This window comes from Pseudomonas sp. RIT-To-2 (assembly GCF_029623465.1).
In the GTDB taxonomy this organism is placed as follows: Bacteria; Pseudomonadota; Gammaproteobacteria; order Pseudomonadales; family Pseudomonadaceae; genus Aquipseudomonas; species Aquipseudomonas silvicola.
Genome location: NZ_JAPYKM010000029.1, coordinates 41,452 through 61,151, shown reverse-complemented (window position 1 = coordinate 61,151; position 19,700 = coordinate 41,452). Strand labels below are relative to the sequence as shown.

Annotated in this window: 22 protein-coding genes; 1 reads left to right on the top strand and 21 read right to left on the bottom strand. The window is 65.7% G+C overall.

Annotation, left to right across the window (positions count from 1 at the left end; genetic code table 11):
• Positions 1–8: 8 nt before the first annotated feature.
• Genes QBK88_RS22380 through QBK88_RS22285 form a run of 20 tightly spaced genes read right to left on the bottom strand, consistent with a single transcriptional unit; the run spans position 9 to position 17,935 of the window.
• On the bottom strand, positions 9–1,235 hold the full coding sequence (locus tag QBK88_RS22380) for a beta-ketoacyl-ACP synthase (RefSeq protein WP_268145996.1): 1,227 nt from the start codon (positions 1,233–1,235) through the stop codon (positions 9–11).
• Positions 1,235–1,963, bottom strand: a complete 729-nt coding sequence (gene fabG / locus QBK88_RS22375; protein WP_277963755.1) for a 3-oxoacyl-ACP reductase FabG — start codon at positions 1,961–1,963, stop codon at positions 1,235–1,237. The genes QBK88_RS22380 and fabG overlap by 1 nt, the downstream gene beginning before the upstream one ends.
• Positions 1,956–2,420, bottom strand: a complete 465-nt coding sequence (locus QBK88_RS22370) for a hotdog family protein (protein WP_277963754.1) — start codon at positions 2,418–2,420, stop codon at positions 1,956–1,958. The genes fabG and QBK88_RS22370 overlap by 8 nt, the downstream gene beginning before the upstream one ends.
• The gene (locus QBK88_RS22365) at positions 2,417–3,604 is read right to left on the bottom strand and encodes a beta-ketoacyl-[acyl-carrier-protein] synthase family protein (protein WP_277963753.1); all 1,188 of its coding nucleotides are present in this window, start codon (positions 3,602–3,604) and stop codon (positions 2,417–2,419) included. The genes QBK88_RS22370 and QBK88_RS22365 overlap by 4 nt, the downstream gene beginning before the upstream one ends.
• Complete coding sequence (locus QBK88_RS22360; protein WP_268145992.1) at positions 3,601–4,086, bottom strand: hypothetical protein; 486 nt, start codon at positions 4,084–4,086, stop codon at positions 3,601–3,603. Before QBK88_RS22360 ends, QBK88_RS22365 begins: the two co-directional genes overlap by 4 nt.
• Complete coding sequence (locus QBK88_RS22355) at positions 4,083–4,814, bottom strand: class I SAM-dependent methyltransferase (RefSeq protein WP_277963752.1); 732 nt, start codon at positions 4,812–4,814, stop codon at positions 4,083–4,085. Before QBK88_RS22355 ends, QBK88_RS22360 begins: the two co-directional genes overlap by 4 nt.
• Positions 4,811–6,055 (bottom strand): NAD(P)/FAD-dependent oxidoreductase, encoded by a 1,245-nt coding sequence (locus tag QBK88_RS22350; RefSeq protein WP_277963751.1) that lies wholly within the window; start codon positions 6,053–6,055, stop codon positions 4,811–4,813. Before QBK88_RS22350 ends, QBK88_RS22355 begins: the two co-directional genes overlap by 4 nt.
• Positions 6,042–7,202, bottom strand: coding sequence for a sodium:proton antiporter (locus tag QBK88_RS22345; RefSeq protein WP_268145989.1), 1,161 nt, complete (start codon positions 7,200–7,202; stop codon positions 6,042–6,044). The genes QBK88_RS22350 and QBK88_RS22345 overlap by 14 nt, the downstream gene beginning before the upstream one ends.
• Positions 7,199–9,517 carry a hypothetical protein gene (locus tag QBK88_RS22340; protein WP_277963750.1) on the bottom strand — a complete coding sequence of 773 codons (2,319 nt, stop codon included), beginning with the start codon at positions 9,515–9,517 and terminating at the stop codon, positions 7,199–7,201. The genes QBK88_RS22345 and QBK88_RS22340 overlap by 4 nt, the downstream gene beginning before the upstream one ends.
• The gene (locus tag QBK88_RS22335) at positions 9,507–10,100 is read right to left on the bottom strand and encodes an outer membrane lipoprotein carrier protein LolA (RefSeq protein WP_268145987.1); all 594 of its coding nucleotides are present in this window, start codon (positions 10,098–10,100) and stop codon (positions 9,507–9,509) included. Before QBK88_RS22335 ends, QBK88_RS22340 begins: the two co-directional genes overlap by 11 nt.
• Entirely contained in the window at positions 10,088–10,522 is a 435-nt protein-coding gene (locus tag QBK88_RS22330) for an acyl-CoA thioesterase (RefSeq protein WP_268145986.1), read from the bottom strand. The genes QBK88_RS22335 and QBK88_RS22330 overlap by 13 nt, the downstream gene beginning before the upstream one ends.
• Positions 10,515–12,059: an aromatic amino acid ammonia-lyase gene (locus QBK88_RS22325; RefSeq protein WP_277963749.1), complete on the bottom strand. Its 1,545-nt coding sequence runs from the start codon at positions 12,057–12,059 to the stop codon at positions 10,515–10,517. Before QBK88_RS22325 ends, QBK88_RS22330 begins: the two co-directional genes overlap by 8 nt.
• Positions 12,040–12,975: an LpxL/LpxP family acyltransferase gene (locus QBK88_RS22320; RefSeq protein ID WP_277963748.1), complete on the bottom strand. Its 936-nt coding sequence runs from the start codon at positions 12,973–12,975 to the stop codon at positions 12,040–12,042. Before QBK88_RS22320 ends, QBK88_RS22325 begins: the two co-directional genes overlap by 20 nt.
• Positions 12,972–13,706 (bottom strand): glycosyltransferase family 2 protein, encoded by a 735-nt coding sequence (locus tag QBK88_RS22315; RefSeq protein ID WP_277963747.1) that lies wholly within the window; start codon positions 13,704–13,706, stop codon positions 12,972–12,974. Before QBK88_RS22315 ends, QBK88_RS22320 begins: the two co-directional genes overlap by 4 nt.
• Positions 13,699–15,372: an acyl-CoA synthetase family protein gene (locus QBK88_RS22310; RefSeq protein ID WP_277963746.1), complete on the bottom strand. Its 1,674-nt coding sequence runs from the start codon at positions 15,370–15,372 to the stop codon at positions 13,699–13,701. Before QBK88_RS22310 ends, QBK88_RS22315 begins: the two co-directional genes overlap by 8 nt.
• Entirely contained in the window at positions 15,369–15,914 is a 546-nt protein-coding gene (locus tag QBK88_RS22305; RefSeq protein ID WP_277963745.1) for a hypothetical protein, read from the bottom strand. The genes QBK88_RS22310 and QBK88_RS22305 overlap by 4 nt, the downstream gene beginning before the upstream one ends.
• Positions 15,911–16,165, bottom strand: coding sequence for an acyl carrier protein (locus QBK88_RS22300; protein WP_268145981.1), 255 nt, complete (start codon positions 16,163–16,165; stop codon positions 15,911–15,913). Before QBK88_RS22300 ends, QBK88_RS22305 begins: the two co-directional genes overlap by 4 nt.
• 9 nt (positions 16,166–16,174) lie before the next feature.
• The gene (locus QBK88_RS22295) at positions 16,175–16,447 is read right to left on the bottom strand and encodes a phosphopantetheine-binding protein (RefSeq protein ID WP_268145980.1); all 273 of its coding nucleotides are present in this window, start codon (positions 16,445–16,447) and stop codon (positions 16,175–16,177) included.
• Positions 16,428–17,234, bottom strand: a complete 807-nt coding sequence (locus QBK88_RS22290; protein WP_268145979.1) for a lysophospholipid acyltransferase family protein — start codon at positions 17,232–17,234, stop codon at positions 16,428–16,430. The genes QBK88_RS22295 and QBK88_RS22290 overlap by 20 nt, the downstream gene beginning before the upstream one ends.
• Positions 17,210–17,935, bottom strand: coding sequence for a beta-ketoacyl synthase chain length factor (locus QBK88_RS22285; RefSeq protein ID WP_277963744.1), 726 nt, complete (start codon positions 17,933–17,935; stop codon positions 17,210–17,212). The genes QBK88_RS22290 and QBK88_RS22285 overlap by 25 nt, the downstream gene beginning before the upstream one ends.
• A 400-nt stretch (positions 17,936–18,335) precedes the next feature.
• On the opposite strand from QBK88_RS22285, the gene QBK88_RS22280 reads away from it, so the two are divergent.
• Positions 18,336–19,112 (top strand): ParA family protein, encoded by a 777-nt coding sequence (locus tag QBK88_RS22280; RefSeq protein WP_268145977.1) that lies wholly within the window; start codon positions 18,336–18,338, stop codon positions 19,110–19,112.
• On the opposite strand, the gene trxC is transcribed toward QBK88_RS22280, so the two are convergent.
• Positions 19,109–19,543 carry a thioredoxin TrxC gene (trxC, locus tag QBK88_RS22275; protein ID WP_277963743.1) on the bottom strand — a complete coding sequence of 145 codons (435 nt, stop codon included), beginning with the start codon at positions 19,541–19,543 and terminating at the stop codon, positions 19,109–19,111. The genes QBK88_RS22280 and trxC overlap by 4 nt on opposite strands.
• Positions 19,544–19,700: the final 157 nt, after the last annotated feature.

The following is a 19,700-nucleotide window of genomic DNA, read 5'->3' as shown; positions in this document are numbered from 1 at the left end:
ATGAAAAATCAGGCCCAGCGGCGGAAGATCAGCGAGGTGTTGACGCCGCCGAAGGCAAAGTTGTTGTTCATCACGTATTCATTGCTCATGGCGCGGAAGCCGCCACGCAGGTAGTCCAGTTCACCGCACAGCGGGTCGACGGCGTCCAGGTTGAAGGTGTGCACGTACTGGTCGCGGTTCATCATCTCGATGCTGAACCAGGACTCCAGAGCCCCACAGGCCCCCAGGGTGTGGCCCAGGAAGCTCTTCTGCGAGCTGATGGCCATGCGTGGGCCAAACAGGCTGCTGGTAGCCTGGGTTTCGGCGATATCGCCCTGTTCGGTAGCGGTGCCGTGGCCGTTGACGTAGCCGATGGCCTGGGGCGCCAATGCGGCATCTTCCAGGGCCAGCTCCATGGCGCGGCGCATCGTGGCCTGCTCCGGGCGCGTGGTGTGCTGGCCGTCGGCGTTGCTGCCGAAGCCGACGATCTCGGCATGAATATGCGCGCCGCGGGCCAAGGCGTGCTCCAGTTCCTCAAGCACCAGCATGCCGCCGCCTTCGCCGATCACCAGGCCGTCGCGGCCGCTGTCATAGGGGCGCGGGCTGCTCTGCGGGGCGTCGTTCTTCAGGCTGGTGGCATACAGGGCGTCGAATACCATGGCCTCGGTAGGGCACAGTTCTTCCGCGCCACCGGCGAGCATCAACGGCAGGCGGCCGAACTTGATGGCCTCGTAGGCATAGCCGATGCCCTGGCTACCGCTGGTGCAAGCGCTGGACGTGGGAATCAGGCGCCCGGTCAGGCCGAAGAAGATGCTGATGTTGGCCGCGGTGGTGTGGGGCATCATGCGAACGTAGGAGTTGGCGTTCAGGCCCTCGGCCACCGAGTTGAGCAGCATGTTGCCGAACGCCTTGATCTCATCGGTGCTACCGGTGGACGAGCCACAGGCCACGCCCATGCGCCCGTCACGAATGCTCGGGTCGCCCAGCAGGCCGGCGTCGGCCAGGGCCTGTTCTGCCGCCGCTACCGAAAGCCGCGACACACGGCCCATGCTGCGCAGCTGTTTGCGGGTCCAGTGGCTGGGCACCTTGAAGTCATCGATGGGGCCGGCCAGGCGGGTGTTCAGCTCTTCGAACCGGTCCCATTCATCCATGCGCCGAATGCCACTGCGGTTGGCCGCGAACTGCCCGGCGATGCTGGCCCAGTCGCTGCCCAGGGAGGTGATACCGGCCATGCCGGTGACGACGACGCGCTTCATCAGCACAGGCCCCCGTTGACGGCCAGCACTTGGCGGGTGATGTAGCCAGCCTCGGCGGACATCAGGAAGTTGACTGCCCCCGCTACTTCTTCCGGCGTGCCCAGGCGCTGGGCCGGGATCATTTTCATCAGTTCGTCCACCGGCACATTCTCGTCGAGCATGGCGGTGTCGATAAGGCCGGGGGCCACGCAGTTGACGGTGATCTTGCGCTTGCCCAGCTCGATGGCCAGGGCTTTGGCAGCACCGATCACACCAGCTTTGGATGCGCTGTAGTTGACCTGCCCGCGGTTGCCGATCAGGCCTGATACCGAGGTAATGCAAACGATGCGCCCCGGGGCGCGGCGGCGGATCATGGGCATCATCACCGGGTGCAGCACGTTGTAGAAACCGTCCAGGTTGGTACGCATCACCAGGTCCCAGTCTTCTTCGCTCAGCGCCGGGAAGGCGCCGTCGCGGGTCAGGCCGGCATTGCACACCACGCCATAGTAGGCGCCATGGGTTTCCACGTCGTCCAGCAGCACCTGGGCACAGGTGGCGCGGTCAGCCACGTCGAACTGCAGCACCCGGGCCTGACGGCCCAGGGCCTGAACTTCTGCCTGGACGGCCTCGGCCTCGGGGCGGCCGCTGCGGCAGTGCAGCACCAGGTCAAAGCCGGCCTGGGCCAGGCGCAGGGCGATGGCGCGGCCAATGCCGCGGCTCGAGCCGGTGACCAGAATGGTTTCAGACATGTGCAGGCTCCTGTGCCTGGCCCAGGTACTGTTCGGCCTGGGGCGGGCGGTAAACGTTGAGGCGGGCGCTGGCCTGGATGCCGGGGCCGCTTAAATGGCATTCGAAGACGCCCATGCCGCTCTCGTCTTCCAGCGAGCGCAGGGCGTGGATTTGCAGGGCACTGTCGACGGGGAAGTGTTCGACGTTGCACTCGAACTTTCGAGTGCCCAGCAAAAAGCCCATTTCCACCGGCTGCCCGTTCTGGCGCGCGCGGCAGCCCGCGTAGGCGGCGACGGTCTGGGCCATCAGTTCCACGCCGACCCAGGCCGGCAGGCTGCCGTCCTCACGGTTGAACAGGCCACCGGCGCGCACCGTGACGTGGGTGTGGATGTTGTCTTCGTCGAAGCGTTCGACGTGGTCTATCAGGATCATGTCGCCAGCGTGGGGCAGTAGCTCGGCGACGGGCCAGGCAATCATGGGGCGTCTCCAATAATCAGGCTGACATTGTTGCCCCCGAAGGCAAACGAATTGCTCATCAGGTGGCGTTGGGGCAAAGGTTCCAGGCGCTGGCCCGGCTGCACCCAGGTCAGGGGTGGCAACTGTTCGTCGGCCTGGCCGTCCCATACATGGGGCGGCAAGGTATCGGCTTGCAGGCTCAGGTAGCAGAAGGCCGCTTCCAGCGCACCGGCGGCGCCAAGGGTATGGCCGCTCAAGGGTTTGGTGGACGAGCAAGGCACCCCGCCGGGGAACAGCCGGGCCACGGCATGGCTCTCCATGGCGTCGTTGTGCTGGGTGGCGGTGCCGTGCAGGTTCAGATAATTCACCTGACGGGCCTCGATGCCCGCCTGGCGCAGGGCCTTGGTCATGGCCTCGACGGCGCCCCGGCCGCTGGGCTCCGGGGCGGAAATGTGGTGCGCGTCGCAACTGGCACCGGCCCCCAGCAGCGCCACGGGCCGGGCGACGCCCTGGTGTTCGCGGGTCATGAGGAACAGGGCGGCGGCTTCGCCGATGTTGATGCCGCTGCGGTTTGCGGAGAAAGGGTTGCAGCGCTGGTCGGACACCGCTTCCAGTGCGCTGAAGCCATTGAGGGTCAGCTTGCACAGGCTGTCCACGCCGCCGCACACCACGGCGTCGCACAGGCCCATGTCCAGCAGGCGGCGGGCGCTCATCAGTGCCCGGGCGCTGGAGGTGCAGGCAGTGGAAATCACATAGGCCGGGCCGGTCAGTTGCAGCCATTGCACCAGGAAGTCCGCCGGTGCGTTCAACTCTTGCTGGTCATACAGGTAGCCCGCGGGGAACTGGCCGTCGCGCAAGTAGGTGGCGATACCCTGGCTGGCCTCTTCGATGCCCGAGGTGCTGGTACCCATCACCACGCCCACACGGTCGGCCCCGTAGCGCTGCACGGCGGCACGCAGTTGGCTTTCGATCTGCACGGCGGCTTCCAGCAGCAACTGGTTATTGCGGCTTTGCAGGCCGGCCAGATGCGCCGGCAGGGGGGCGAGTTCGCCGGGCACGGCGCCCACGGTCAGCGTACGGTCCGGTACCCAGCCGCTCTGCAGGCGCAGGCCGGGGCTGGCGCCGGTGAACAGGGCACTGGCTACTTCGGCCTGGTCGCGGCCCAGGGCGCATACCACGCCCAGCGCGTTCAGGTAGGCGGTCACGGGGATACCTCGGTAGGCAAGGGGCTTATCCGGTAGTGCAGGCCGTGCTCCAGGTCCAGGGTCAGATCGTTGCGCGACCGGTAGTGGGCATGCCAGCGCTGGCCGAGCTGGCGGTCGCTGGCGGTGGCGGTGGCCGCCGGGTACAAGGTGGCCAGTTGCTGGTCATCGGTCAGCGCGAACAGCAGGGCGGCAAACAGCTCACGGGCCTCGGGGTTGGGTGGCAGCAGACCGTCGGCTTGCCACTGGCCATCGACCAGCCGTTGCCGCGCCAGGGGAATGCCCAGCGGGTCGATCATCGACCAGCGCAGGCCGCCGTCCAGTTGCTGCACCACCAGCAACCAGTCCTGACGTTGCTCACCCTGCTGGCGCTGTACGTGCAGTTGCAAGGGCAGCGCCAGGGCGGGCAGTTGCGCCGGCAGCGGCGGGCGGCTGGCGCAGGCACTCAGCAGCAGGGCACAGGCCAGCCACAGCAGGCGTTTCATGGTTGAGCACCCAGCGGCTTGCGCGCGACCACGTTGACCAGGGTTTCCTCACGCTGGCCGAAGGGCTTGGGCTTGCGGATGCCCAGGCGTTCCAACAGGCCGAAGTCCTTGGCGCGGCTCCACCACAGGTAAGGGTAGGAGACGTTTCGCGGTCCGAATTCGAAGCCCTGCTGGCGGATCATGGTCAGGTAGCCGGCGGCGCTTTTCTGCACATGCATGGGGTGGCGGAACAGCCAGCGGATCACCCAGGTGTCGATGTAGGCCTCGGTGGATTCGGCGAACAGCAGGTACCCACCGGGTTTGAGCACGCGGTAGAACTCGGCCAGGGCCTGTTCCTGCTCAACCAGGTGGTGAAACGTCTGGTGGCAGAACAGCAGGTCGACGCTGGCGTCGGCGTAAGGCAAGTGCGCGCAGTCGGCGCCTCGCACCTCGGCGTTCAGGCCCAGGCGCGTGGCTTCCTGGCGGCTGAGCGCGACGCTGTGCGGGTCGGCGTCGCTGCCCAGCAGGTGGCCAGGGTTGAACACCTTGTTCAGGTACTGGAAGGACTTGCCCTGCCCGCAACCGGCATCCAGCACCACAGGGGCACTGGGCAGTGGCTCGCTGAACAGGCTGCGCAGGTCATTGATGGCTACACGCAGTACGTGATGCTGCCAGGTATGGCTGCGCAGGAACCAGAAGCCGAAGCGGGTTTCCTCCACGTAGCTGTCGCTGAGGTATGGGCCGCTCATGCCGGCACCCGCGCACAGATTTCCGTCAGCATGCGCAAGCGCCGCTTGGGCTCGGCAACGAAGGGGTTGCGCGTGTCCCAGGCGTAGCCGGCCAGGATGGCGCTGATCATGGCGCGGATCTCGGGTGAACTGCCAGGGTGGAAGATCACGTCCTGGAAGCTGCCGTCGTACCAGCCTTCCACATAGGCGCGGAACGTATCGACACCGCGCTTGAGCGGTTCGGCGAACTCGCCTTGCCAGTCCACCGCCTCGCCACGCAGCTGACGGTCCAGCAGCCCGGCGGCCATGCTCGCCGAGCGCATGGCGATGGTCACGCCCGAGGAGAACACCGGGTCCAGGAACTCGGCAGCGTTGCCTAACAGGGCATAACCCTGGCCGTGCAGCGCCTTGACGTTGGCCGAGTAACCACCGATGGTGCGCGCCGGAGTGTCCCACTCGGCGTACTGCAGTACCTTGGCCAGGCTCGGGGTCTGGGCCACGAAGCTTTTCAGGCAAGCGTCCAGGTCGTCGTGACCTTCGAAACGCTCGGCGCCGGCAACCACACCCAGGGAGCAACGGCCGTTGCTGAACGGGATGGTCCAGAACCATACATCGCGATGCTCGGGGTGGGTGGTGACGAGGATCTTGTTGCGGTCAAAGCCCTGGCAGTCGATGCGGTCTTCGATGTGGGTGAACACAGCCTTGCGCACCGGGAAGTTCGATGGCGCTTCCAGGTCGAGCAAGCGTGGCAGCACACGGCCGTAGCCGCTGGCGTCGAGGACGAAGTCGGCCTGCACGGCATACTCGCTGCCGTCCGGGCGGCGGGCTTGCAGCACCGGGCGCGCAGCGCTGACGTCGGCATTGATGATCTCGTGTTCGTAGCGGATTTCCACTCCTTGCCGTTCGGCCTGGTCAGCCAGCAGCTTGTCGAAGTCGGCGCGCTGTACCTGGAAGGTGGTGGGCCGGCCCTTGCTGAAGGTATCGCCGAAATCGAAAGCGCTGTACTCACCGCCGCAGGCGAAGGCGGCGCCATTCTTCACTTGGAAACCAGCGGCCTGCACGGCGTCGAGCATGCCGGCTTCGTCGATGAAGTCGATGCAGTGCGACAGCAGGCTTTCGCCGATGGAAAAACGCGGGAATTGCTGGCGCTCGATGATCAGCACATCGTGGCCACGGCGCTTGAGCAGGGCGGCAGCGATGGCACCCGACGGCCCAGCGCCAATCACCACTACCTGGCGTTGTTCCATCTCAGTGTTCGGCATGGTGCCTCCTTGCAGGTTGAGCAGTTGTCAGTGGAATACGGGGCAGGCCTGCCAGCGCCGGTAGCAGCGTGGCGAACAGGCCCATCAGCATCAGCGCGAAATACAGCGCCGGGCTGATCAGTTGTTGTTGCAGCAGCAGGTTGAGAAAGACGATCTCGCTCAAGCCACGGATATTCAGCAGCAGGCTCTCGCGCCAGCGGCTGGCGCCCGGGAACGACGGCGTGGCCCAGCGCAGCCCCAGCCAGTTGCCCAGTACCTTGCTGGCGATGGGCAGCGCCAGCAGAGCGCACAGCGGCAGCCAGCCCAGGCCTTGCAGGGCGGCGTGGACGTCGATCTGAATGATGCCGAAGGTCATGATCAGCGGTATCGCCAGGCCGTTCTGCACGGTCTTGACCAGGAAAGGAGTTAGCGGCAGTTTCAGCTCGACCTTGAGGCGTTTCAGGCACAAGAGGTAGCCGATGCCGAAAATCAGCGCGTTCAGGCGGTAGTGTTCGGCCGCTACCAGCAGCGCCAGGAACAGCGCGCCATACGGCCACGGTTGGCGCAGGCGCAGGGCGAACAGCAGCAACGGCGCGCAGGCCCCCAGCAGCGGCAGTGCCAGGCTGCTCAGGTGCAGGCTGCCCTGGCCCAGGCCGAACAGGCTCCAGCAGGCCAGGTCGATGGCGATGGCCGCCTGAATCATCCGGCTCAGCGCCGCTGGCGGGTAATCGATGTGGCGCAGGTAGAGGTACAGCACCGGGATCGCGGTGATGGCAAATACCAGGCCCACCGCCAGGGTACTCAGCCACGGTTGCGCCGGCAGCAGCCAGTGCGCACAGGCCAGACCGCAGGCGAAGGGCACGGCAAAGCTGGGCAGGGCGATCTTCAGGCTCTGACTGTCCACCCGGGCCTGGCCCACATCGCCGAGGATATGCCCCAGCAGCAGGGCGAAGCTCAGGCTGTAAAGCGCCTTGAGCCAGCTGGGGGCAATCAGCGCGGCGCCGTCGAGCTGCCAATGAGGTTCGATCCACAGCCCCATCAACAGTGGCAGGCCGAATGTGGCCAGCAGCAATTGGCTGACCACCGGGATCAGGCCCAGCAGGCTACCCAGCCGGGTAGCCAGCGCAAACAGGGCGAAGATCAGCAACCAGAAACAGGCGATGATCATGCCTGAGCCTCCTTGGCGTGGCTGCCGGCCCAGGGCGCCAGCAGGAAGCTGAACCCCAGCCCCAGGCTTACCGACAGGCCGAAGTTGCTCACCGCCGGCGTACTGGACACCGCCAGCAGGCCGAACGACAGCCAGGTGGTGGCGGCGGCCAGCAGCGTACCCAGCAGGCTCACCGCGGTACCGCCGATGCGTTCACGCATGAGGATGGCGTAGTCGACGCTGATGGCCGTGACCAGCAGCAGGCCGAACAGGCTGAACAACGTCAGCGGTTGCCCCAGCCAGCCCAGGCTTGCCAGACTGCACAGGGCCGCCAACAACGGCAGTGCGACGATGCGCAAGGCCCCGCGCAGGCCGAACGGCAGCACCAACAGCAGCACGATCAGCACGCAGGACAACAGCTTCAGCTCGGCTGCACTGACCTGGGTAGCGGCGAATACCTGATTCAACGCGCCCAGACGGTCTACCAGCTTCACCCCGGGCAGGCCCTGGGCCACCACCTGCAGCAAGGTGCTGTTGGTCAGCCCTTGCAGGCTGACCATGGCCGCCACGCCATGGGGGTTGGCGCCCAGCCACAGCGGCCGCCATGGCTCGCTGATCGGGCCTTCCAGCGCCTGGTCGATGCTCTGATCAGGCAGCGCCTGCAGATGGTCCAGTTCTGCGCGCAAGGCGGCTTGCGGTACGCCAAGGGCCAATAGCGGCTGCCAGTGTTCGGGCAACCGGCCGAGGGCGTCGCGCAATTGCTGTTGCTCGGCCGGCGTGTTGAGCAACTGGCTCAGCCCCAGGTAGCCCTGCAACTTGTTCATCGACACCAGCGCGTCCAGGCGCGCGTCCAGGGCTTCTTCGCGCGCCAGCAACTGCTGGGCGTCGGCGCCCTGCACCAGGAAAAATTGGCTGGTGGGTTGGTAACCGGTGATCCGCGCCACGGCCTGGGCTTCTTCCAGCAGCCGCGGCGGTGCGCCGACCCACTGGCGAATGTCGTTCTTGACCGTCAGTTGCCACAGGCCGCCTGCGCAGAATGCCAGCAGCAGGCCCAGCAACCAGGGGCTCGCAACGCGGGCCAGCAAGGCCTGGCGCAGGTTTACCAGGCGTTGGGCCAACGCCAGCGGCCATTGGGCGGGCTGCAGGTCCACGCCCTTGAGCAATGCCGGTAGCAGGCACACGGCGGTCAGGTAGGCGCCCACCAGGCCGGCGGCGGAAAACGCGGCGATCTGGGTCAGCGCCGGGAACGGGGTGGCCGCCAGGGCCAGGTAACCGATGCAACTGGTGGCCAGGCTCAGGCTCAGGCCGGGCAGGGTGATGCGCAGCGCCGGCCAGCTGCGCCAGGGGCGCAGGCTCCACGCTTTGGACAGGTAGTGCAGCGGGTAGTCCACGGCCACACCGATGAGGCTGGAGCCCAGCACTAGGGTCATCACGTGCAGGTGGCCAAACAGGGCAATACAGGCGGTGGTACCAAACAGCATGCCCACCAGTACTGGCACAAAGGCCAGCAGCACCCGCCAGCGTCGGAATGCCAGCAGCAGCAACAGCAGAATACCGACCGTGGCCCCGCCACCCACCCAGGCGATTTCCCGCGAGGCCTGGCGCTGGCCGTTGGCGGCGTAGAGCAGACCGCTGGCGGCCAGCAATTGGCCGTTGGCCGTGGCGGCCTGGGTGCGGGCGGCGCTCAGCAGGTCGTCGACCTTCAGCGGCAGGGTCATGTCGAAGGCATCACCCAGGGTGCGGGCACGCAGCAGCACCCAGTGCTTGCCATCGGCCTCGGCCAGCAGCGCGCCACTGCCGATGTCCAGTTGCACACTGCCGTGGTGCGGCTGGCTGTTCTGGATGCGTGCCGTCAGGCCCAGCCAATCGTCCTGGCTGGCCACCAGGCTGAAACCGGCGAAGGGGTCGAACAGGCTGCGCAGGCGTTGCTGGATAAAGTCGTCAGGGTGGCTGACCAGTTGTTCACGGTCGGCGTTGCCGAGCATCGACAGGCGCCCTTGCAGCAGTTCCTCGCGCAGCGCAGGCAGGTCGGCCTGCAGGTTCCATTGCACTTTTTCGAACAGCCCGCTGGCTTGCCACTTGCTGGCCAGGGACTGGGCCAGGGCGATAGCCTGCTGCTTGTCTACATGGCCCACCAGCACCAGCAACTCGCGGTTCAGCGGCTCCTGCATGCGCTGTTCGGCCTGTTGTTCCAGGGCATCCGGAGCGCCGCCGGGCACCAGTTCCATGAGGTTGGCCGACAGCGGCGAGGGGCCGTGCCACTGCCAGGCCGCCAGCGCGACTACCGCCAGCAGTACCAGCAGGAACAGGCGCGGCAGTTGCCGTTCATTGAACAAAATCTTTGCGCTCCGCGTCGGTCAGGGTCATTGCGCTGGTGCTCTGGGGCATGCGCAGCACGGTGCTGTCACCCTGGGTCTCGCTCAGTTCGATGCGCTCCACGTACGGCCCGCCGCTGATGCGGATCTGCGTGAAGATCTGCTTGAGCAAAAGCGAACGCGGCGTCAGCGCCAATTGCCAATGCTGACTGTCGCCGCTCAGTTGCAGCTCGAAGTCACGCTCCAGGGCACTGGTATCGCCTTGCAGCACGGCGAAGAACAGGCGGTTCTGCTCACTGCCGGCGTTGCGCTCAGGCAGCATTTGCCAGCCCAGGGCGTCGCGGCGGGCAATGCCTTTGGGGCTGATGCGGTAGTCCTGTTGCAGCGGTGTCTTGAGCAGCCACAGCAGGCCGAAGTCGCGGGCGAGGACGAAATTGCCCTGGCTGGTGAGCGGCATGGGCAGGGCGCGCAGGTGTTTTTCCTGGACGAACGGGCCGCGTACAACAGCGGGCTTGGCCATCTGCGTGCTCAGTTCGTGCAGGTCGAACGCCTGGGCATGCAGGGCCACCAGCATCAGCGCCAGGGTCTGGATCAGTCGGCGCATGGCAGGCACCTCTGCACGGCGTCGATGAACACCTTCGGCGAGGCCAGCTGCATTTCGCGGGTGGTGATGTCCACAGCCACCTGCACGGTGCTGGCGCGGGTCAGGCGTTCACCGGTGGCTGCATCGCTGATGAGGTAATTGATCTTCAGGCGGTTCTCCCACTCCACCAGGCTGGCGCGCACGTTCAGACGCTGGCCGAACACGGCGCCGCGCACGTAACGCAGTTGCAGGTCGATGACCGGCCAGGCGTAGCCGGATTCGAGCATGTGGTTGTAGGTGTGGCCGAGCTGGTCCAGCAGCGTGCAACGGGCCACTTCCAGGTACTTCACGTAGTGGCCGTGCCACACCACGTGCATGGTATCGACGTCGAAGAACGGCACCAGTATCTCGGTGTCGGCGTGCAGTGCACCTTGACTACGCATGCAGCCTCCAGTGTTGGTCGGTGATGCGGGTCAGGCACAGGCGCAGTTCGCCTTCCAGGGCACGGTCTTCGATGACCGGCGGGAAGTCTTCAGCCAGTTGCCGGTGCATGGCGGCCAGGGCGGGCGGTAGTGGGCGGGCATCCGTGGTCCGGCCGCGCAACCACACGCCTTGCTGGGCGGCCAGCAGGGTGGCGGCGGCCACTTGTTCGGTCAGTTCCAGCACGCGCAGGGCGTCACGGGCGGCGATGGTGCCCATGCTCACCTTGTCCTGGTTGTGGCATTCGGTGGAACGCGAGAACACGCTGGCGGGCATGGTGTTCTTCAGGGCCTCGGCGGTCCAGGCGCTGGCGCCGATCTGCACGGCCTTGAAGCCATGGTTGAGCATGGCCCGCTCGGCGCTGGCGCCGGACAGGTTGCTGGGCAGGCCGTGGTTGTAGCGGGTGTCCACCAGCAGTGCCAGTTGGCGGTCCAGCAGGTCGGCGACGTTGGCCACCAGGTTCTTCAGGCTGTCCATGGCGAAAGCGATGTGGCCACCGTAGAAATGGCCGCCATGCAGCACCCGTTCGGCTTCGGCGTCGATGATCGGGTTGTCGTTGGCGCTGTTGAGTTCGGTCTCGATGAAACCGCGCAACCAGCCCAGGCTGTCGGCCAGAACGCCCAGCACGTGGGGGGCGCAGCGCAGGGAGTAGCGGTCCTGCAGGCGGTGCAGCGGCGCGGTGGGGGCGTCGATGGCCAGGTCCTGGCGCAGCCATGCGGCCACCTGAACCTGCCCTGGGTGCGGCTTGGCGGCGAACAGGCGCTCGTCGAAGTGCTCGGGGTTACCTTGCAGCGCCACCACGTTGAGGGCCGTGATGCGCGTCGCCAGTTTCAGCAGGTAGTCGGCACGGGCGTAGGCCAGGCACGCCAGGCCGGTCATCACCGCCGTACCGTTCATCAGTGCCAGGGCTTCCTTGGGCCGCAGCACCAGCGGCTCCCAGCCCAGCTCGCGGTGTACCGCCAGGGCACTGTGGCGCTCGCCACGCCACAGCACCTCGCGTTCACCACACAGGGTGGCGGCCACGTACGACAGAGGGGTCAGGTCGCCGCTGGCGCCCACCGAGCCTTCTTCGGGGATGAGCGGCAGCACGTCGTGCTCAAGGAAGGCATGCAGGCGCTCCAGCAGTTCGATGCGCACCCCGGACACGCCGTGGCACAGCGACTGCAGTCGGGCGGCCAACACGGCGCGGGTAGCCTGTGGCCCCAGCAGCTTGCCCAGGCCGCAGCCATGGAAGGTATACAGGTGGCGCGGCAACGCCTCCACATGCTCCAGCGGCACGGCCACCACGCAGGAGTCACCGTAACCGGTGGTCACGCCATAGATGACGCCTTCCTTGTCCAGCAGCGAGTCGAGAAAACGCGCGCCATTGGCGATGCGTTCGCGGTAGGCGGCATCGTCCTGCAGGCGGCTGGGCACCTGGCGGTTGGCCACGGCCAGCAGCGCTTCGATGCTCAGGGGGTGTTCGCCAAAGGTTACCGGCTCAAGCAGTGGAGTCGTCATCGGTCTTCCAGAAAGGGTAGAAATTGAACCATTGCAGCGGCGCCTGCAGGCAGTAATGGCCCAGGCGCTCGGCGTAACGGCCGGCCCAGTGGGCAATGACCTGGTCGCGCTCGCTGCGCCGCCATTGAATGGCCTCGGCGAAGGGCTCCAGGACCACCCGGTAGCGGCCGTTGCTCTTCAGGCAGAACAGCAGGTTGGTCTGGCATTTGAGCAGCCCGGCCAGCAGCCATGGCCCTTGCGGGAACGCGGCCGGGTGGCCGAGAAAGTCCACCCGTACATGGCGGCCGCCATGCAACGGTACGCGGTCGCCTGCGATGGCCAGCCACTCGCCACGGTCCAGGCGCTGGCTCAGTTGCAGCATGATGGCCGGGTCCAGTTCGCTGACCTGGATCAGCCGCAAGTGACTGGCGCCGGCCTCGCCCAGCAGGCGGTTGAAGCGTTCGGCATGCTTGGTGTGCACCAGCACGTTCATGGTTACCTGCTCGCCCAGCTCGGCCAGGGCCCGGCACACTTCCAGGTTCCCCAGATGCGCGCCCACCAGCATCTGCCCACGGCTACCGCGCAGTTGGGTGCGCAGCAGGGCCGGATCGACGATTTCGATCTGGTCGATGGCCAGCTTGCCGTTCCATATGTCGAGCTTGTCCAGCAGCGAGTCGGCGAAGGCCATGAACTGGCGGAACACCCGCCAGTGCCCAGGCTGGAGGCGCGGTTGCGCCGACCAGGTGGCCAGGCGTTGCTGGTACTGCCAGGCGCTGCGACGGGCTTGGCGGCCGAACAGGAAGAAATAGAACACGATGCCGTACAGGATCGGGCTCAGCAGGCGCCGGCCCAGTACCTTCACACCAAAGGCGGTGAGCTTCATCAGCCAGAAGCTGCCGCGCTCCTGATGGGCGGCCCAGTGCTGGCGGTCGCTCACGGCAACCACCGGCGCCAGAGAATCAATGGCAGGCGCAGCAGCATGCCGAAGAACAGCTTGGCGTGCATCTTGGAGATCAGTGCGTTGTCATGGAACAGGCGAAAATGCGACAGGCCGTCCTGAGGGTAATGCACCTTGGTGGGCAGCCATTGCATGGGCTGGTTCTGCCAGGCCAGGCGTACCAGGATTTCCGGGTCGAAATCCATGCGCCGGCCCAGTTGCACGCGGTTGATCAACCTCAGCGTCGCGAGCAGCGGGTACACGCGAAAGCCACACATGGAGTCGGGAATGCGCAGCGACAGACTGTTGATCCACACCCATACATGGGTGAGGTATCGGGCATACAGACGACCCTTGGGCACGCTGGCGTCGTACCGCGGGTAGCCGCATACCAGCGCCTGAGGATGTTCGCGAGACTCGCCGATGAAGCGGGCGATGTCCTGCAGGTCGTGCTGGCCGTCGGCATCCACTTGCAGGGCGTGGCTGAAGCCCAGCCGCGCGGCTTCGCGCAAACCGGCCATGACCGCGCCGCCCTTGCCCTGGTTGACCGGCAGGCGCACCAGCCACACCTGTTCGGTGCAGGCGAGTTGTTGCAGCACGGTTGCGCAGGCCGGGCTGCTGGCATCGTCCACCAGCACGCAGGGCAGGCCGGCGTCGAGCAGTTCGGCGACGACCGCGGGCACTGCCAGCTCATGGTTGTACACCGGGATCACGGCGCAAGGCTTATGCATGGTCAGGCTCCAGCAGAATGCGCCCGCTGGAGCAGGGCTTGCCGTTGTGACGGTAGGCGAAGTGCAACTTGCCGCGCTCGGCGTCGTAGCGCAGGGTCAGCGCCAGTGGGTCGCCGGGGCGCACCAGTTGCTGGAACTTCAGCACCTCCATGCCCGCGAAGCGGGGCGGCAGTGGCAGGGCTTGCTGGCCCAGGGCCAAGGCCCAGTCCACCTGGACCACGCCTGGCAGCACCGGCGCGGTGGGGAAGTGGCCGCTGAAGAAGGCCAGGTCCACCGGGACGGTCAGTTGCAGGTGCCACTCATCGCCTTCCTGGCCTTGGCTGACAATCTCCGGGACCTTGGGCCGCGGTGCTTGCAGCAGGCTTTCCACCTGGGCTTGGGGCAGCTTGCCCTGGCTATTGAAGGGCAGTTGGCGCAGCAGGCGCCAGCGTCGTGGCAGGGCCAGCGCTTCGCAGTGGCCGCTCAGGTGCTGGCGCAGTTGTTCGGTGAGGGCGCGCCGGCCGCCGGTCTGCAGGGCAGCCAGGCCTTCATCGCTCAGGGCCAGCAGGGCGCCCAGGCTGGCGCGGGCGCCCTGGACCACGCCCAGGCGCACGTCCTGCACCCAGGGGTGTTCCAGCAGCGCCTGTTCCAGCATGGGCAGGGAGACGCGTTTTTCTTCCAGTTTGACGATGCGGTCCAGGCGGCCCAGCAGGGTGAAACGGCCATCGTTGGCAAATTCGGCGGCGTCGGCGGTGTGTTCCACATGGCCGGCCGGCAGGTAAGGCGACTCGATGCACAGGGCGCCTTCGGTGTTCTGGCTCAGGCGAATGTCGGCGAACGCCTGCCACAGGCTGTCGCGCTGGCGCCAGGCGATGCCACCGGTTTCCGAACTGCCGAGGATTTCGGTGGGGCGCTGGCCGATGCGCTCGGCCAACTGACTGGCGGCCTGCTCCGGCAGCGCGCCGCCGGAAGAGAACACGCGCTTGACCGCGCTCATGGCGGCCCAGTCGAGGTTGTCACCCATGCGCTTGAGCAACGCCGGGCTGGTCACCCAGGCAAATTCGCCATGCTCGCGGCTATGGCGCTGCAGGTCTTCGGTGAACGGCAATTGCCGGCGCAGGAATGGCCGCCCGGCACACAACGGCCACAGCACGCGAAACAGCAGGCCATAGATGTGCTGGGTAGCGACGCTGCCGATCATGCAGGCGTCGCCCAGGTCGGCAGACCACAAGGTTTCCAGGGCCTGCACTTCATTGGCAAGCTGGCGCAGGGTCTTGTCGATACGCTTGGGCGCACCGCTGGAGCCGGAGGTACACAGGCTCAGACGGGTCAGGTCCAGATCCAGGGCGGTGCCCGGCAATGGATCGGCGTATAGCTCAGCCAAGGGTGCTTCGGCGTCGGTTATCCATAAGTCGACGTCAGCAGCCCAGCGTTGTCGCGTCTGGGGTTGCAGGTCTGCAGGCAGCAGTACACTCGCGCCTGCGCGCCAGGCACCGAGCAAGGCGATGGCCAGCTCGCCGGCATCTTCCAGGTAAATGGCCACGCGCTTGACGCCCCTGGCCTGCAGGCCTGCGGCCAGGGCCAGCGCTTGACCGCGCAGTTGCTGGCGGTCGAGCGCCGGGGCAAAGGTCACTTGGCGGTTCGGGCCTTGCTCGAGCAGCAGGTGCTCAAGGGGAATCCAGTTCATGCACGGCCTCTCACGCGTTGTCGAATCAGCCACTCGGCGGCAAACAGCAGGCCCATCAGGCCGTAGGCGAGCAGGCCGTTGTACAGTGTCCACCAGCTCAGCGGTGCCCAGAGGGTCAGCGCCGCGGCCATCAGGCCGTTGGCCAGGAAAAACAGGCTCCAGGCCTGGGTTACCTTGCGGGTATAGGCGACAGCCACTGGCGGCAGCTCTGGTTCGCGCAGCCGTGCCAGGCGCTCGGCCACCGGCATGCCGTAGCGCAGGCTGAGGCTGAACAGTGCCAGCAGGCAGGCGCTGATCAACACCGGGTACCAGCGCAACAGGCGCGGGTTGTCGAACGCCGCCAGCAGCAGGCAGAAGCCGATGGCCGCAACCGCCATGCACAGGTTCGCCGCCCGGCGTTCGCCGGTCAGGGCGCGGCCTAGCCACAGGCAACCCAGCAGCAGCCCGAATTGCCAGGGGGCGAAGTGCTCCATGCCGAAATACACCGCGAAGGGGTACAGCAGGCCGGCCAGCAACAGGCCCAGGCCAATCAGTTGCTTCATGCGGCGGCGTTGACCAGGCGGTACACGGCTTCAACCACGTCATCGACGGTGCGCACGGCCTTGAATTCCTCGGCGGCGATCTTCTTGCCGGTCTTGCGCTTGATGTGGTCGATCAGGTCCACCGCATCGATGCTGTCGATTTCCAGGTCCTGGTACAGGTTGGCCTGGAGGGTGACGCGCTCGGGTTCCAGTTCGAACAGTTCGACCAGGGCGTCGCGCAGGGTATTGAAGATGTCTTCACGAGTTTGCATGGTGTTGCCTCACGCCGCCTTTTTTGCAGTGACGAAAGCCGCGAGGCTGGCCACGTTGGTGAAATGGTTACGGGTGTCCTTGGCATCGGCGTCGATCTTGATGCCGAAGCGCTTCTGGATGGCCAGGCCCAGTTCCAGGGCGTCGACCGAGTCCAGGCCCAGGCCTTCGTTGAACAGTGTCTGCTCGTCGCCGATGTCCTGGGCACTGATGTCTTCCAGGCCCAGGGCCTCGATGATCAGCAGCTTTATTTCGTGGTTCAGTTCAGGGTGCAGAGCGCTCATCTGAAGCGAGCTCCTTGTTGAAGTAATGGTGCAGATGGTCGTTCAGCGCGCGGGAAGCCTTCGGGGCCGGCCCCTTCGCGGCGAATGCCTGTGGGTCGATGTCGGCACCCACGCGCAGGCTGAAATGCACGCGCTGCGCGGGAATGCGGTACCAGGGCTCGGCTTTGGTCAGCGTGGTGGGGCTGACCCGTATGGTCACCGGGGTGATGACCTGGGCGCCGCGCAGGGCGATGGCGGCCGCGCCACGGTGAAAGCACGGCGGTTGGCCGGGCTGGGTGCGGGTCCCTTCGGGAAAGATGATCAGGGTCTGCCCCTGTTCCAGCGCGTGCACGGCGGTGTCGAGCATTTCCATGCTGCCGTCGTTGCTGATGTAGCCGGTCGCGCGCACGGGCCCGCGGGTGCAGGGGTTCTGCCAGAGGCTTTGCTTGACCACGCAGTTGGCTTCGCGCACCAGGCCGATCAGGAACACCACGTCGATCAGCGATGGGTGGTTGGCGATGATCATCTGCCCCGGGCGTCCCAGGCGTTCGGCACCTTCTATATGGTAGGTAAGCACGCCGGTGCGAGCCATGAAGCGAATGAACAGCCAGAACAACCGGCTGACCATGCCCCGCGCCCGCTGGCGGTGGGCCGTAGCGCTACCGGGTATCAACGCCAGCAGCGGGAAGATCACCAGGCGCAGGCACAGCCCGCCCAGCCCGAACAGGGCGAAGCTGGTGGCCGTGGCAAGCAGGCGCCAGAGCCTGGCATCACGGGCCTTGCTCAGTGGTTGCGTTGCCAGTTCCATGCGCGTCGTTTCCATACGTGGTGGCAGTGAGGTTGCTCGGTGGCCAGGGCGCGCAGCAGGTTCAGCGCATGGGGCCACGGGGAGGTTGGGGGGGCATCGGCCGCCGGGGCAGGCGACAGCGCCAGGCTCCAGTCATCACCCGGGGTGACGACCAGGCCCACGGCGTAGGAAAACGGTATGTCGGTGATCCACTCGGCGTAGGCCGGGGGCGGTTGTTCTTCGCTGATGACCAGCAGCACCGCCTCGGCACCGTCGTTCAACAGGGCCGCAGCCTCGACCAGGCCGTGCTCGAGGCCATCGCCCGCGGCTGCCAGGGCAGTCATTTCGCTGGTTTCGCCCCGCAGGATCGACCACAGGCCAATCACCGCATTGTGCACCGACAGGCTGAACTGGGTGGGCGACAATGGTTCGCCTGCGGCCAGGTCACGAAGAATGTCGAGCGTCAGCGGCGTTTCACCGTGTCGCGACATGAACACCAGCGGCATGGGCGCGCGGCCTTCGGCCAGTGGCCAGCCCACGTGGAAGGCCATGCGTGCCAGGCGCCCGAGGCGCCGGCGCTGCATGGCCGGCAGGAAGGACACGTCAGCGGCTGTATCGCTGGCCGCCAGCGGGCGTGGGGCCTGGCACCACTGGCGCCAGTCGTCGCCCGAGCTCAGGCCCGGCGCCCAGGCTCGCCATTGTGCGATGTTGAAGTTGATCACGTTTACGGTTCATTCCCGCCCTTTCGGGCTGCCATTCCATGGGAGTCGACTCGCTTCTGCGGTTCACCATGCAATGGCGCAGCTTTTGAGTGGCGCGCATTATCCGGATGAGGCGTGTTAGTAGCAAACATTGGTTACATGTGGGCTACAAAACATTACAGACGGTCGTGCTTTGTTTTTTGCGTTGCAATCGCGATACAAAGCAGGCCCATGATAGCAAAATGCCCTGATCGCGGAGGTGTATGTCGGCCAGCGACGGCGAACCTTAAGGGGACGGGACTGTTGCGCATAGGCGGTCGCTTCCTAAAGAAAGGTAGGAACCCTCTGATCCAAAGGTGCTGGCTAATGCCCGGACAAGGCATCTACACTGGCCCATTCACTGGAACACGGAGGTCTTCCCATGCGGCGCGTGGTGTTCAATCAGAAAGGTGGCGTAGGCAAGTCGAGCATTGCCTGCAATCTGGCAGCTGTCAGCGCGCAGGAGGGCTATCGCACCCTGTTGATCGACCTGGATGCACAAGCCAACTCAACCCAGTACCTGACCGGGCTGACGGGCGAGGACATCCCCATGGGCATCGCCGACTTCTTCAAGCAGACCCTGTCGTCCGGGCCGTTTGCCAAGAAGAACACCGTGGACATCTACGAGACCCCCTTCGACAACCTGCACGTGGTCACCGCCACGGCCGAGCTGGCAGACCTGCAGCCCAAGCTCGAGGCCAAGCACAAGATCAACAAGCTGCGAAAGCTGCTGGACGAGATCGCCGAAGATTACGACCGCATCTACATCGACACGCCGCCGGCGCTGAACTTCTATGCGGTGTCCGCCTTGATCGCAGCCGACCGGGTATTGATCCCGTTTGACTGCGACAGCTTCTCTCGCCAGGCGCTGTATGGCCTGATCGCCGAGATCGGCGAACTGCGCGACGACCACAATGAAGACCTGGAAGTGGAAGGTATTGTCGTCAACCAGTTCCAGGCTCGCGCCAGCCTGCCACAGCAGATGCTCGACGAACTCATCGCCGAAGGCTTGCCGGTGCTGCCGGTATACCTCAACAGCTCGGTGCGCATGCGCGAATCGCACCAGGCGAGCATGCCGTTGATCCATCTGGACCCGCGGCACAAGCTGACCCTGCAGTTCGTCGAGTTGCACCACCTGCTGGAAAATCCTGCCGCTTAGATCCCTTGGGACTTCAGCCAGGCCAACAGCTGGGGTAGCGGAAGCGCACCGCTCTGGCGCGCTACTTCGCGGCCATTCCTGAACAGGATCAGGCTGGGGATCGAACGAATGCCCAACTGCCCGGCCAGTTGCTGATTGGCCTCGCTGTCCAGTTTGGCCAGGCGGCAGCGACCACCGAGTTGGGTAGCGGCCTGCTGGAAGATGGGGGCGAAGGACTTGCACGGCCCACACCACTGCGCCCATACATCCACCAGCAACGGAAGATCACCCTTGACCTGGCTGGCGTAGTCGCCCTGGGTCAAGTCGAAGGGTTTGTCCAAAATCACCTCACCCTTGCAGCGCCCGCACTTGGGCGAGTCGCCCAAGCGCTCGGCGGGGATGCGGTTGAGACCGTTGCAGTGGGGGCAGGGGATAACCAGGGGGTCGGGCATGAATGCGTCCTCAGGCTGGAGTGTGGTTCATTCTACCCCTGTCTTCGACTGTTGGAATCCAGGACCAATCCTACATCCGACCAAGAAATATCGCATTTTGCTATTTTATGAGTTGTGCCATCGTTACTCGCATAGCAAAATGCGATGCGGACGTGGA

What these genes read in the sequence shown, in the direction of transcription:
- QBK88_RS22380 (WP_268145996.1), bottom strand. Translation starts at nt 1,235, where the DNA reads ATGAAGCGCGTCGTCGTCACCGGCATGGCCGGTATCACCTCCCTGGGC.
- fabG (WP_277963755.1), bottom strand. Translation starts at nt 1,963, where the DNA reads ATGTCTGAAACCATTCTGGTCACCGGCTCGAGCCGCGGCATTGGCCGC.
- QBK88_RS22370 (WP_277963754.1), bottom strand. Translation starts at nt 2,420, where the DNA reads ATGATTGCCTGGCCCGTCGCCGAGCTACTGCCCCACGCTGGCGACATG.
- QBK88_RS22360 (WP_268145992.1), bottom strand. Translation starts at nt 4,086, where the DNA reads ATGAAACGCCTGCTGTGGCTGGCCTGTGCCCTGCTGCTGAGTGCCTGC.
- QBK88_RS22355 (WP_277963752.1), bottom strand. Translation starts at nt 4,814, where the DNA reads ATGAGCGGCCCATACCTCAGCGACAGCTACGTGGAGGAAACCCGCTTC.
- QBK88_RS22350 (WP_277963751.1), bottom strand. Translation starts at nt 6,055, where the DNA reads ATGCCGAACACTGAGATGGAACAACGCCAGGTAGTGGTGATTGGCGCT.
- QBK88_RS22345 (WP_268145989.1), bottom strand. Translation starts at nt 7,202, where the DNA reads ATGATCATCGCCTGTTTCTGGTTGCTGATCTTCGCCCTGTTTGCGCTG.
- QBK88_RS22335 (WP_268145987.1), bottom strand. Translation starts at nt 10,100, where the DNA reads ATGCGCCGACTGATCCAGACCCTGGCGCTGATGCTGGTGGCCCTGCAT.
- QBK88_RS22330 (WP_268145986.1), bottom strand. Translation starts at nt 10,522, where the DNA reads ATGCGTAGTCAAGGTGCACTGCACGCCGACACCGAGATACTGGTGCCG.
- QBK88_RS22325 (WP_277963749.1), bottom strand. Translation starts at nt 12,059, where the DNA reads ATGACGACTCCACTGCTTGAGCCGGTAACCTTTGGCGAACACCCCCTG.
- QBK88_RS22315 (WP_277963747.1), bottom strand. Translation starts at nt 13,706, where the DNA reads ATGCATAAGCCTTGCGCCGTGATCCCGGTGTACAACCATGAGCTGGCA.
- QBK88_RS22310 (WP_277963746.1), bottom strand. Translation starts at nt 15,372, where the DNA reads ATGAACTGGATTCCCCTTGAGCACCTGCTGCTCGAGCAAGGCCCGAAC.
- QBK88_RS22305 (WP_277963745.1), bottom strand. Translation starts at nt 15,914, where the DNA reads ATGAAGCAACTGATTGGCCTGGGCCTGTTGCTGGCCGGCCTGCTGTAC.
- QBK88_RS22300 (WP_268145981.1), bottom strand. Translation starts at nt 16,165, where the DNA reads ATGCAAACTCGTGAAGACATCTTCAATACCCTGCGCGACGCCCTGGTC.
- QBK88_RS22295 (WP_268145980.1), bottom strand. Translation starts at nt 16,447, where the DNA reads ATGAGCGCTCTGCACCCTGAACTGAACCACGAAATAAAGCTGCTGATC.
- QBK88_RS22290 (WP_268145979.1), bottom strand. Translation starts at nt 17,234, where the DNA reads ATGGAACTGGCAACGCAACCACTGAGCAAGGCCCGTGATGCCAGGCTC.
- QBK88_RS22280 (WP_268145977.1), top strand. Translation starts at nt 18,336, where the DNA reads ATGCGGCGCGTGGTGTTCAATCAGAAAGGTGGCGTAGGCAAGTCGAGC.
- trxC (WP_277963743.1), bottom strand. Translation starts at nt 19,543, where the DNA reads ATGCCCGACCCCCTGGTTATCCCCTGCCCCCACTGCAACGGTCTCAAC.